Annotated in this window: 14 protein-coding genes; 4 read left to right on the top strand and 10 right to left on the bottom strand. The window is 61.9% G+C overall.

The genetic code is table 11. The annotated features are described in order from the left end of the window. Window positions 1–112: 112 nt before the first annotated feature. The 8 genes from urtA to J1M87_RS02870 all read right to left on the bottom strand — a co-directional run bounded on the left by urtA (window position 113) and on the right by J1M87_RS02870 (window position 7,703). Window positions 113–1,369 (bottom strand): urea ABC transporter substrate-binding protein, encoded by a 1,257-nt coding sequence (gene urtA / locus J1M87_RS02835; RefSeq protein WP_206487614.1) that lies wholly within the window; start codon window positions 1,367–1,369, stop codon window positions 113–115. A 17-nt stretch (window positions 1,370–1,386) separates the two neighbouring features. Continuing rightward, complete coding sequence (locus tag J1M87_RS02840; RefSeq protein WP_206487617.1) at window positions 1,387–2,076, bottom strand: urease accessory protein UreF; 690 nt, start codon at window positions 2,074–2,076, stop codon at window positions 1,387–1,389. Further along, window positions 2,069–2,563: an urease accessory protein UreE gene (locus J1M87_RS02845; protein WP_206487619.1), complete on the bottom strand. Its 495-nt coding sequence runs from the start codon at window positions 2,561–2,563 to the stop codon at window positions 2,069–2,071. Before J1M87_RS02845 ends, J1M87_RS02840 begins: the two co-directional genes overlap by 8 nt. 1 nt (window position 2,564) lies before the next feature. Further along, window positions 2,565–3,404 carry an urease accessory protein UreD gene (locus tag J1M87_RS02850; RefSeq protein WP_206487621.1) on the bottom strand — a complete coding sequence of 280 codons (840 nt, stop codon included), beginning with the start codon at window positions 3,402–3,404 and terminating at the stop codon, window positions 2,565–2,567. Further along, complete coding sequence (gene ureG / locus J1M87_RS02855; RefSeq protein ID WP_206487623.1) at window positions 3,401–4,024, bottom strand: urease accessory protein UreG; 624 nt, start codon at window positions 4,022–4,024, stop codon at window positions 3,401–3,403. The genes J1M87_RS02850 and ureG overlap by 4 nt, the downstream gene beginning before the upstream one ends. 13 nt (window positions 4,025–4,037) lie before the next feature. Then, entirely contained in the window at window positions 4,038–5,753 is a 1,716-nt protein-coding gene (gene ureC / locus J1M87_RS02860) for an urease subunit alpha (protein ID WP_206487625.1), read from the bottom strand. A gap of 30 nt (window positions 5,754–5,783) precedes the next feature. Next, window positions 5,784–6,488 (bottom strand): urease subunit beta, encoded by a 705-nt coding sequence (locus J1M87_RS02865; RefSeq protein ID WP_206487630.1) that lies wholly within the window; start codon window positions 6,486–6,488, stop codon window positions 5,784–5,786. Between the two features lie 138 nt (window positions 6,489–6,626). Further along, a complete protein-coding gene (locus tag J1M87_RS02870) occupies window positions 6,627–7,703 on the bottom strand; it encodes a substrate-binding domain-containing protein (protein ID WP_241256295.1) in 1,077 nt (358 codons plus the stop codon). Between the two features lie 111 nt (window positions 7,704–7,814). Between J1M87_RS02870 and J1M87_RS02875 the strand changes: the two genes are divergently transcribed. Beyond that, window positions 7,815–8,228: a MarR family winged helix-turn-helix transcriptional regulator gene (locus J1M87_RS02875; protein ID WP_206487632.1), complete on the top strand. Its 414-nt coding sequence runs from the start codon at window positions 7,815–7,817 to the stop codon at window positions 8,226–8,228. Window positions 8,229–8,348: 120 nt separating this feature from the next. Continuing rightward, window positions 8,349–8,810, top strand: a complete 462-nt coding sequence (locus J1M87_RS02880) for a hypothetical protein (protein ID WP_206487634.1) — start codon at window positions 8,349–8,351, stop codon at window positions 8,808–8,810. A gap of 55 nt (window positions 8,811–8,865) precedes the next feature. Here J1M87_RS02880 and J1M87_RS02885 read toward each other — a convergent pair whose 3' ends face one another. Then, complete coding sequence (locus J1M87_RS02885) at window positions 8,866–9,951, bottom strand: GNAT family N-acetyltransferase (protein WP_307830716.1); 1,086 nt, start codon at window positions 9,949–9,951, stop codon at window positions 8,866–8,868. 296 nt (window positions 9,952–10,247) lie between these two features. Between J1M87_RS02885 and J1M87_RS02890 the strand changes: the two genes are divergently transcribed. Further along, a complete protein-coding gene (locus J1M87_RS02890) occupies window positions 10,248–10,547 on the top strand; it encodes a hypothetical protein (RefSeq protein WP_206487638.1) in 300 nt (99 codons plus the stop codon). 74 nt (window positions 10,548–10,621) lie between these two features. On the opposite strand, the gene J1M87_RS02895 is transcribed toward J1M87_RS02890, so the two are convergent. Then, window positions 10,622–11,290 carry a TetR/AcrR family transcriptional regulator gene (locus J1M87_RS02895; RefSeq protein ID WP_206487640.1) on the bottom strand — a complete coding sequence of 223 codons (669 nt, stop codon included), beginning with the start codon at window positions 11,288–11,290 and terminating at the stop codon, window positions 10,622–10,624. Window positions 11,291–11,356: 66 nt separating this feature from the next. Between J1M87_RS02895 and J1M87_RS02900 the strand changes: the two genes are divergently transcribed. Next, entirely contained in the window at window positions 11,357–12,355 is a 999-nt protein-coding gene (locus J1M87_RS02900; RefSeq protein ID WP_241256296.1) for an NAD(P)-dependent alcohol dehydrogenase, read from the top strand. Window positions 12,356–12,363: the final 8 nt, after the last annotated feature.

Below are 12,363 nucleotides of genomic sequence, written 5' to 3' on the forward strand. Positions count from 1 at the left end.
TCGACAGGCCGGTGAACAACTGTCCGATCACGACGTCCATAGGAAAGCTCCTTCGGAGCATGTGAGTGGAACTTCGGAGCAGGCTCCGAAGTTCCACTCACATGGGTGGTGGTCAGTTGAGGTCGGAGGCCCAGTCGTAGGTCTCGAGGAACGGGTCGGGCTCGATCGGCTCCGGTGACTCGGAGACGGTGTAGATCAAACCGTCCGGACGAATCTCACCGATACGCGCAGTCTTGGAAATGTGGTGATTGTCGCCGTTGATGACGACCTCACCCTCGGGAGCGGCGAAACTGACACCACCAGCAGCATCCTGAATATCCGCCACCGCAAACGAATCAGCCTTCTCGACCGTGTTCTTCCACAGATAGACGGCTGTATATGCCGACTCCATAGGATCCGAGGTCACGCGGTTCTGTCCATACATGTCTTTGAAACTGGAGACGAACGTGTTGTTGGTCGGTGTGTCCAGCGTCTGGAAGTAATTCCAGGCAGCCAACTGGCCTGCCACGTTCTGAACACCGATGCTGCGGACCTCTTCCTCACCTACACACATCGACATCACCGGCATATCGGCAGCTTTGAGGCCGGCATTGGTGTACTCACGGAAGAAGGCGACAAGCGAATCGCCGACTACGACGTTGAATACAGCATCGGCATTCGCGGTGCGGACCTTGTTGATGATGGTGGAGAAGTCCGTCGAACCCAGCGGGGTGTAATCCTCACCGAGGATCTCGATACCGTTCGCGGCCGCGTAGGCCTTGACGATCGCATTCGATGTCCGAGGGAAGACGTAGTCGCTACCGACCAGGTAGAGGGACTTCACGCCCTGGTCCTTGAGATAGTCCAGAGCCGGAATGATCTGCTGGTTGGTCGTCGCGCCCGTGTAGAACACGTTCTTCGAGGCCTCGAGGCCCTCGTACTGTTGGCCGTAGTACAGCAGAGCATTGTTGTCCTCGAACACCGGCAGCATGGCCTTGCGGCTCGCAGACGTGTACCCGCCGAAAACGGCTGCGACACAGTCGCTGCTGATCAGCTTCTCGGCCTTCTCCGCGAACACGGTCGGCTCGGACGCCCCGTCCTCGGCCAGCAGATCGAGTTGCTTGCCCAGCACTCCACCGGAGGCGTTGATCTCATCGACGGCCATCGTAATTGCGTCGCGAATGACGGTCTCGTTGATGGCCGTGGGCCCGGACAGCGAGTTGATCGCGCCGACCTTGACGGTGTCGCCGGATGTGTCGACGCAACTCGGGGCGCCCATGGCGCCGTCGGCTGAGGTGCCGTCGCCTGTCCGGCTGCCGCATGACGAAAGTACGAGGGTGGCACCGAGCAGCAGCGCCGTGGCGGCGGTGCGATGTGAGAGACGTTCCATGTCAGAACCTTTCAGGATCAGGTGGTAAACAAGCGGGACGAGTTGGTTTCGTGTTGCATGGCGTAGATTTCGAGCTCCGGGACGAAGGCCATGGCATCGGCCCATTCGGTCCGGATCGCGCGCTGTGCGCATGTATCGAGAAAGTAGCGGTCGTCGAAAAGTTGCTGCTGCACCCACATCGGGCCGGCACGTCCGAGACGGACTGCGGCCGAGAGCAATCCGGAGTACGCCGACCTCAGGTAGCCCACTACCGCGAGATGCCGATCGATGCCGAGGCATCGATGCACTATCCCTTCGACCACAGCTTGATTTCCGGGCGTCGAGTTGTCGAGTACACGGGCCAGGTAGTCCAATGCCGCGGTCGGAGCGAGCACACGCTGGGCAACGAGCGCTAATTGTCGCCCGCACAACGTCGAGGACAGGCGGGCCGATTCGGACAGCTTGTGCGTCGACAGGGCCGAATCGAGGGCGAGAGAGTCGTCGATATCCTCGTGACTCCATGCCAATGCGAGAGCGACGGCGTCGAGGGTGGTCACGGACTCGGAGATGTACGACTGAACCAGCGCTGCGATGTCGCGTTCACGCGCTGCGGAATTGCCGGCGAGCCACGCTTCGAGACCGTTCGAGTGTACGAATCGGCCGGAAGGAAATGCGCTGTCGCACAGCTGCATCCAGCTGAGGTAGGCGATGGTTCCAGTATCAGTCATGGCTGTGGCCGTGGTGGTGATCGGCGGAGGTGTTAGACCATCCGTTCCGAGCGAGCTCCACCTGCGACACCTGGCCGGTGATGTGCAACGCCTTCAACGTGGCCTCGGCCGTTTCCGGACTCGTCATCAACGGCGTTGCGACGCGCTCTGCCGTGACATCGAGCGGTGCATGCTGGTTACCGAGAAGATAACCGAGTAGCAGAGCTCGTCGCACGGCATCGGCACCGACGTTGTCCGCGAACTGGACGACGATCGCGTCTTCTTCCGGCCGCTCGACCGCGACGATCGTCTCTCCGTCGTCCCACAACACCGTGTCGACTTCGAGAAACGTCCCACGGGGTAGCCGCAACGCCAGTTCACGATCGCCCGCGGTCCGAACGAACTGCCGGTGTTTCTTGGAATCACCCCATGGGATGTGGACCGGGTCCACGATGCGCCCGCTGTACTTCTCGTCCGAGCGGGACCCGAGAACTTCTGTTGCTTCCATGTCACATCCTTGCTCTGAGGGGGCCGCGACCGAGGACGACGCGTCGAACGTCGGTCCTGAGTGCCTCGTAGGTGGCCTGCATCGTCGGTGCTCGGTCGGTGAGAAATCGGGCCGATATCCCGATCGAGTTCGGCAACATACTGGCCGCGCCCACGACGCCGGGGGTATCGCGCAGAATTGAATTGAAGCCGGTTTTCAATACCTCGAGCTCTCGCTTCGGTGCGACGACGAGCAATGTGGAGTAGTAGTTCGACGCCGCCACAACGCCCGGACCGAAAGGACGCTCTGCTGGTTCGAGCCGAACGTTGTCGACAGCCTCGATGCTGCCGTCTATCCGAATCGAAGTACGAGATCGATACATGTCGTACAGAAACCGCTCGCCGTGACCGATTCGACCGGACGCAACGCTTTCGGACCCGACGAACACCGAATCGCCTGTCATGTCGAGCGTGACGGTCTGTGAACTTCTCGAACGGGCGTGCGGTATGGATACCTTCGGGACATGTTCGACGAAACTCCCGTCGGACAACGTGAATCGGTAGTCGTGCACGGCCTCGCCGTCGCCTGCGTAGATCTGTGTCGCCGATTGGGTGGTCAGATGCAGTCGAGTGCCGACCCGAGCATTGACGTCGGTGCGGATGCGGTCGCCGGGAAAGACGCCTCCCGTCGGATTCTGAACGCATAGAAAGGCCATGCCGGGATCGTCTGGATCGAGGTACATGGGCACCGTGATCCGTTGAGGGAAACGCTGTTCGAGCGTTGCGATCTGCGTTCGATCGCGCCGGCCGCACACCACATCGACGGCGAGGATGCCCTCGACAATGGGCGCGGAGGCGGTCACGTCGAGACATTCGGCGTCAACATCGCGCCTCGTACGACAGTGTCGAATACCTCGTTCAAACCGGAACCGCTGCGCAGATCCGTGAAGACGGTTGGACGGTCCGGTCGTGCTACCGCACAGTCGCTGCGCATGCGATCGAGATCGGCTCCGACCATCGGGGCGAGATCGATCTTGTTCACCACCAACAGATCTGCCTGAAGCAGACCGATTCCTTTCTTACGAGGGATATCGTCCCCCGCCGCCGTGTCGATAACGAAAATCCAGTAGTCGACCAGGTCGGAAGTGAAGGTCGCTGCCAGATTGTCTCCGCCCGATTCGATCAACACCACCGACAGGCCCGGATACGTCTTCTGCAGCGTCATCACCGCACTCAGATTGGCCGACGGGTCCTCGCGAATTGCGGTGTGTGGGCACGCTCCGGTTTCGACGCCCGTAACGCGTGCGGGGTCGATCAGACCGCTTCGGCGGACTCGCTGCGCGTCCTCGTCGGTGACCAGGTCGTTCGTGATGACTGCAATATCGATTCCGGACGCGGCGAACATCGGCAGCAGCCGTTCGACGAGTCGTGTCTTTCCGGAACCGACCGGTCCGCCGATTCCGATTCGAGTTGCTTCGTTCATGTAAGTCCCACTCCTATTTGATCGTGTAGCGGCGGCCCAGCGGGACACGCATCATGGGCTGGCTGGTGCACACCTCACCGTCGACCTCGACGCGGTAGGTATCAGGATCGATGGAGATCGAAGGAAGGTAGTCGTTGTGCAGCAGAGACGCTTTACTCAGAGAACGGGCACCGACGCAGGGCACCAGAGGCGTGGACAACCCGAGACGATCACCCAGCCCGTCCGCAATCGCAGCCTGCGCAACGAAATTGACCGAGACGTCCGACGGAGTCTTTCCGAATGCTGCCCACTGCGGGCGATATTTCAGGGGCTCGCAAGTCATGAGCGACGCGTTGGACTCGCCCATCACCGACCACGCCGGGAATCCGCCTTTGAACACCACTTCGGGGCGTATTCCGAAAAACTTCGGATCCCACAGCACGATGTCGGCCATCTTCCCGGGTTCGAGTGAACCGACGGTGTGGTCGATACCGAACATCCGTGCCGGATTTATCGTGATTTTCGCAAGATAGCGAAGGATTCTCGCGTTATCGGCGCCAGTGCCGATGTCATCCGCAAGCGGACCACGGGTCGCGCGCATGTGTGACGCCAACTGCCATGTTCGCGCAATTGTCTCACCGATCCTGCCCATGCCCTGGGAGTCGGATCCCATCGCGGAGATCGCACCCATGTCGTGCAGAACATCCTCTGCCGCAATAGTTTCGCGCCTGATACGCGACTCGGCAAAGGCGACATCCTCGGGAATACGTGGGTTGAGGTGGTGGCACACCATGACCATGTCGAGGTGTTCGTCGAAGGTGTTGCGAGTGTAGGGATTCGTCGGATTGGTCGAGGACGGTAGGCAATTGCTCTCACCGACGACACGCATCACGTCGGGTGCGTGGCCGCCGCCCGCACCTTCGGCGTGATAGGTGTGGATGACGCGACCGTCGATGGCTCGCATCGTGTCCTCGAAGAAGCCACCCTCGTTGAGGGTGTCGCTGTGAATCTGAATCTGCAGATCCAGTTCGTCGCCCGCATCCAGGGACGCGCGGATCGCTGCAGCCGTCGCACCCCAATCTTCGTGGATCTTGAAGCCGATTGCGCCTGCGAGACCCTGCTCGATGATCGGGGCCGGGTCGGCTGCACTGCCGTTGCCGAGGAACCCGAAGTTCATCGGGAAAGCTTCGACCGAGCGCATCATTCGAGCGAGGTTGTTCGGACCGGAACTCGTGATGCCGACGGTAACCGGGCCGAGACCTCCACCGATCATCGTGGTGATACCGCTGGAGATCGCTTCTTCCACAAGGCCGGCACTGTCGAAGTGCACGTGCACGTCGATCGCGCCTGCCGTCGCTATCATTCCTTCGCCGGAACGGACGTCGGTTCCGGTTCCGATGATCAACCCCGGGTCGACGCCGTCCATCAGTCTCGGATTTCCTGCATTGCCCACACCGGCGATCTTGCCGTCCTTGATTCCGATGTCGGCCTTGCGAATTCCCAGAATTGCGTCCATCACGAGGACGTTCGTGATGACGAAATCCAGTGCACCGTCGTTGTTGGTGATCGAGTTGTGCACGGCCATGCCTTCGCGCATGGTCTTGCCGCCGCCGAAGACCGCCTCGTCGCCGTAAACAGTGTCGTCTCGTTCCACCTTTGCGATGAGATCTGTATCTGCCAGGCGGATTCGGTCGCCGACAGTGGGGCCGAAGAGCTCGGCGTACTGCCGCCGGGGAATGCGGAGTGCCATCGGGACTCGTTCCTGATTCGTAGTGGGTTGTCAGTCGGTCACGGCGCCGAGGAATCCGGCGGCATGAAGAGCGTGCAATTGTTCGGTGGAGGGGCCCGCCGTGTCGATGGTCGTGTTGGTCATGTTGTTCAGGCCGTAGACCTCTCGGGTTCCGCCGAAGGCGACGAGTTGGACGACGCGTTCTTCCCCGGGCTCGAATCGAACTGCCGTCCCTGCGGGAATGTCGAGGCGCATGCCGTATCCGACGGCTCGCGGAAACTCGAGCGCCCTGTTGACCTCGAAGAAGTGGAAGTGCGAACCGACCTGCACGGGCCGGTCGCCGGTATTGACGACCGAGGCCGTTGCAGTCGCCCGGCCGGAGTTGAGCTCGATCTCTCCGTCCTCGACGAAGAGTTGTCCAGGTTGGACGTCGGGTTCCGAGGTGTTGGTGCCCGGCCTGATGGGATCGTGGATGGTGACGAGCTTCTGTCCGTCGTCGAAGAACCCTTCGACCTGCACAGTTCCCACCAGGTCGGCAACGCCCGGCAGCAGGTCGTCCTCGGTGAGCAGGTTTGCACCCGCTTCGGTGGCCTCGGGAACCGTCGCACCGGCACGCGCTGCTTCGACGACCTCGTCGGCGATGAGCGCACGCGCTTCCGGATAGCTCAGCTTCAGCCCTCGGTCTCGGTGCCTACGTGCGAGTTCGGCCGAGAGGAAGAGCATCAGGCGATCCTCGTCCTTGGGCGTCAAATGCACCTGGAACCTCCTTCTTCGAATCTTGATCCCCATATGGAATATCTTCATATGGAAGTAGATTGGATGAACGTAAGGCACAGGCGAAGGTGCTGCAAGTTTCGTCTCCGGTATTCACATACCGGTTACACGCCGGAAATATCAGATGCGAGAAAGAACTTCGAAGTCGTAGCCGTCGGCCCGGGCGAGATGTACGTCGTGGAACCCTTGCGCGCCTTGGTACTCCACGACGCCGCGAGGTCCGTCGTACGCGAGCCCCGCAATCGAGGCTTTGATCGCCGTCATGTCGGTCGACCCGGCCCGCTCGACGAGATGCGCGAGCGTCAACATCCCCTCGTAGCAACTCTCGGCGGTATTGTTCAGAGGCGGCGCGAACGGGCCGTGGAATCCGGCATAGCGACTTTGCAGGTCGATCGTATTGGCTGAGACCAGCGAACGATAGTAGCCGGCAGAGGAATACAGGTTCTCGGTTGCATCGACACCGCTGCCCATCAACATGCTTTCGTCCATCAACGGGCTGTATCTGAGAATGTCTCGATCGAGCCCACGGCTCGCGAATTCGCGATTGAACAACACTGCGTCCTGCCCGACGAGGAACATGGCCACGGCGTCAGGCCTGTCGCGCTCGATGGTGTCGACGAGCGAGGTCAATGCCCGTTCGTCACCGAAGGCTGCGAAACCGATCGAAGACACGGTTATGCCGAGTGTCGGAGCAGCATCGATCACGAATCGAGAGGAAAAATGCGGCCATACGTAATCGTTGCCGACGACTGCCCAGCTGGCCACTGGAAAATTCTCGCGCAGCCAGGCAAGAGCGGGGGCCACTTGGACTGCAGGAACCTCGCCGACGTTGACCACGTCGGCACCAGGCAAGCCCTCGTGTAACGCGGTGAAGACATACGGGATACGACCGGCAACAGCCCCGACGATTGCATCGCGCACCAACGATGTATGCCAACCGGTGACGGCATGGATGTGACCGCGCTCGATCAGGGCGTCGAGTTCACGCGCTACCAGATGAGGCGCTCTGCCGGAATCGAGAACGACCGATGACACTTCTCGCCCGAGGACTCCCCCCTGGGAATTGATCTCGTGGACAGCGAGATCGACCACCGAACGGCACGAAGGCCCGAAAATTCCTCCGGAACCTTGCATCGGAATCGCGACACCGACAGCGAAGCGATCGCCCATGGGCGTCGTGTCGATTATCGTGGTCATCGTGATCCGTTCCTTGTCTTCGAAGAGCCTACGGTCACGGTGTATCTCCGACGTAAATTATCTGTATCGTGACGGCATACCTCCGTACGAAACTATTTCGATTGGAAGCACGTGAGCAGAGGGACAACCCGGCCACGCGAACGGCCTACGCTGGCGCTTCTGCGGGCATCACGCTCGGCGGCCGATGCAATCGGTGCAGTCACGGCACAGGTCGGACTGACGATCGACCAATGGCTGTTACTCGAATTACTGGTCGATCACCGAACGACCGGATTATCCATGACCCAACTGCGCGAACTGACCGGCCTGACCGGACCCACATTGACTCGTGTGGTCGACCACCTGATCGCCAACGCACTGGCACACCGCGAAGTCGACCCGCTCGATCGGCGTCGGGTACTGGTCCACGTCTCCGTCGACGGAGCACACACCTACCGTTCGTCGGTCGATTCGGTCGACTACGAAGAAGCACAACTCGCCGTCGATTCCAACCATGCACCGACCCTCGACCACACGCGATCCTGAATCGACACGCCGTAGCGCACGGCGACCTGCCCCGGGTCGTTGGAACCGGTGCCGATATCGCCGCCGACGTAGTTCCTGCAGCGCTTGCAGATCGGCCCTGGCGGCGTGTTGTGTATCACTGTGGACTGGGTCGAGAAAGAACTGAGGGTCGCCGGTGCTACCGGTGCGGTCACGGGTGCGGGCGTCATGCTCCCCTGGGCTCTCGAGGGATCGATGTCCTGGTTGGCATTGTTGGTGTTTCCTGCGTTCTGCGGTGCGGTGGCCGGGCTGTTGGTCGGCGTGGTCGCGGTCGGCGGGGGTCGCTACGCGTTGTGGTCGAATCGCGTGTGGCCGGCACGATCACACAGGACTTGGCGACACCGATTCGCCGCGTGCACCGCGGCAGCAGTCACGCTGGTGACCGCCCTCGCCCTGTGCTGGTTGTTCGCCGCGGCCGGTGAGATCTCCACCGGAACGGACGAATTGCTGCCCTGGTGGATCGCACTGGCAGTGATCGCAGCGTCGAGTTACCTGTTCGCCTATGCGCTCGCTCCTACGACAGACCGCACCGCCCGATCACAGGACTGCCTCGGACAGGATTGAGCCCTGACGTTGGCTGAGCGCAGACTCGACCCGCGGTGTCACCTCGAGCTCGACACTACGCATCTCGTGAATCGGGTAGCGCCCGGATGTGTCGGAGAAAGCAGCGAGCGGCGTCGAGTCGATCGGCGTCGTAGTCCTGCCATTTCGAGGCAGGAACGTCCTGGTGCGCAACCTCGACGAACCCCCGTCTCGCGAAGAACTCTGCAGCCTCCCCGCTGACCGTCACCGCAAACAGGTTGCTGACCCCTCGCTCACGGCAAATTCTCACCAGCCCGTCCATCAGTAGTCCGCCCGCGCCCAGCCCCGAGAACTCGGCCACTGTGATCAATCCGGAGACCTCTCCGAATCCCGTTCCGGCATAACGGTCCACCTCGAGACCGACGATTCCGGCAAGGTGTCCGGTGCGAAGGACCCGCGCACCGAGCCCGCCGACAGCCATTCTCGCAATCTCGATCCGGCTGCGCGGCTTGAGTACCCCTTCGTGTACCCCTTGCGCCACCAACGATTCGATGGCGGGAAAATCGTCCACTTGGAGTGCGGCGAGGTGAAGGTACCGACCCTGGGTCAAGACGGTCCCGCGGCCGTCGAAAGTGAGTAGTTCGAATTCGAGATCTTCTGCACAGCAGAGGTTTACGCTGTATGCGCCGCCTGCGAGAGCCTCTTGAGCAGCGGGTAGGAAATCGTCGAGCCCTCGTTCGGCCAGATGAGCGCCGAGACGCTCGCGGTGCACGTCGATATCCGCAAAGCTGCGGGGTGGGTTTCCCCAACCGCCGCCCGGATCGGTCAGCACCGTCTTCGATGCACGAACGCTCGCCGACACGAAACCTGCCGTGCGCGCGACAGCGGAAGCCTCGGCACCGACAACAACGCATTGCGAGTCCGCGGTAGCGAGCCATAGATCGGCTACTCTGTCGTCGCTCCACACCGAGGACGCGTCCATTGTCAGACCACCGACGGCGTCGACGGTGGCCGAAACGCTGTCGACCGGTACCACGAAGATGAAGCGCGTATCGCGAGCACCGAACTCGCCGACCGTGCGTGCCACCGTTTCCAACGCAACAGATCCCAGCACGGGAAGCGCGACAACGATCGTGACCCCGCGGAACTCCTCGATGAAGAAGTCGCGCTCTGGAACAGGCACACCGCTCGATGTCAGTTCCACCGCGGCCTCGCGCGGTACAGGTCGTCTAGGACGCGGCACACGCGGATTCGTCCGCAGATCGTCGCTCGTCACGATCGGCCCAGATCCGATGGCCCGCGACCGTCTGGGTTCCCAACCTCGGTTCGGTGCCACATATATCGGTTCCAGGTCGGTGTACTCACCGGATCGAATTTACACCGGTGCCCGCCCGGCCGATGCTTCGGAGAAGTCGACGGTGGTGCGCTCCCTGGCACGAACCCGGGCGCTCCTCGATACCTGTGGCGTCGACCGAGTAGATGCCCACCCCGACACAGGGCGACGACGTTGCCACGGTCGATCCGATTGTGCACGCTCCCAACGGCATACAGTTCGATGTCGCTGTACGCTACGACTGCGAGATCGTCGTCACGATTGTCGGCGTCCCTACGGCGTGGGGCTGGGTCGATGACGGCGGGCTCGACCTCCACTCCCCTGCACTTCGAGCTCTCGTTGACGAGATCGCATCGATCATCAACAGCTACAACCACTCCGGCCAAGACATCACCAACCGATTCTTCGGTCGAGTTCGCGTCGGAGACGCCACCGTCGTGTGGTGACCGAAACGGGCGACCGTCAGCAAGGCGGAGGTTCTCGAAACGTCGGCAGTACACCATGCTCCACTGCCAGAGAGCTACTTCTCGGTTGCGCGGGCCGCAAGCCCTGCGATGATCAGGTCGAGTCCCACGTCGAACTCGTCGCCGAAGTCGTAGCCGGGGCGCAGTGCACGGCCGAGAGCAAACTCCTTGAAATACGGCAGGACGCCGTCGGGAATAGACGCGAGGATTGTCTCGCCGAGCTCGGCGAGGTCGCGTTCACCATCGAAAGCCAAACTCAGTTCCTGTATCAAGAACCCGTACAGGTGAGCGTCGAGAACGGCGAACGCGTGCCCGGTCAACTCGAGTGACAGTCCACCCTCGCGTAGACACCCGATCACCGCATCGTGGTGTTGCAACGTGGCGAATCCGGCGTTGCGTCGTGAGTCCATGAGGCCCACTGCCCATGGGTGCTTCTTGAGGACCCCCCGGGCCGACTGCGACCTCAGCCGCATTTCCGACTGCCAGTCAGCTCCGATGCGTGGCGCGTGAAATTCCGAGAACACCTCGTCGACCATGCCGTCGAGCATGTCTTCCTTGTTCTTGACGTGGTGGTACAGCGACATCGCCTCCACGCCCAGTCGAGTGGCCACTCCACGCATCGAGACCGCGCGCAACCCCTGACTGTCGGCGAGATCCATTGCGGACCGCACGATCTCGTCGCGGCCCAATGCGCTACCACGATGGATCTTTCTGCTGTCGGTCATTTCTTCGCTTCCTCGATGTGTGCTGCAACCGTTGACGTTCTTACATCGTAAGTCTATCGTCAGGATATGACTTACAGTGTAAGACCACGAGCTGGGACCATGCGGGCAGTCACTCAAAGCACCTACGGCGGCACCGACACACTGCATGTGAACGAGATACCGGTGCCGACCCCGGGGCCGCGCGAGGCCTTGGTCCGCGTCCGTGCCGTCGGGATCGACCGCGGAACCGTCCACCTCATGACCGGATTGCCGTATGCCGTCAGACTCGGATTCGGCCTGCGTCGGCCGAAAGCTGCCGTGATCGGCCGAGATCTGGCCGGTGTGGTCGAGGCAGTCGGGGACGAGGTCACCTCCGTCGCTGTCGGTGACGAGATCATCGGCTCTGCCCGCGGGTCGCTGGCACAGTTCGCGGTGGTACCGGAGTCTCGCTTGTCCCCCAAGCCCGCGAGCTTGTCTTTCGAGGAGGCGTCCGTCCTACCGATCTCGGGCAGCACTGCGCTGCAAGCAGTTCGAGACGCAGGACGCGTCGAGCCCGGCAACCGAGTCCTGGTGATCGGCGCCTCCGGCGGTGTGGGATCGTTCGCCGTCCAGATCGCTGCGGCGCACGGCGCGGAGGTGATCGGCGTAGCGAGCGCGGCAAAAGCCGATCTCGTTCGAGCCCTCGGAGCCAACCGCGTCATCGACTACACCCGCGAGGACATCGACGTCCATGGACCCTACGACGTGATCATCGACCTGGCGGGTCTCCGAACGATCGCTCGACTTCGACGCAGTCTGACCGCGAACGGAACGCTGGTGATCGCAGGCGGCGAGGGCGGAGACCGATGGCTGGGCGGAGCCCACCGCCAAATCGGGGCAGCGGCCCTCTCCCCCTTCGTCAGGCACCGGATCACAGCCCTGATCAGCAAAGAACGCGCAGCCGACTTCGCCGAACTGGCCTCGCTGGTCGAGGCCGGCTCAGTCCGACCTGCACTCGACCGCGTCTACTCCCTCGACCGAACGGCCGACGCAGTGGCAGACCTGGCCGCAGGCAAGGTCCGCGGGAAGACGGCAGTTCGGCTGTGAGCCACCCG

It is taken from the genome of Rhodococcus sp. KRD162, assembly GCF_017168335.1.
Taxonomy (GTDB): Bacteria; Actinomycetota; Actinomycetes; order Mycobacteriales; family Mycobacteriaceae; genus Rhodococcoides.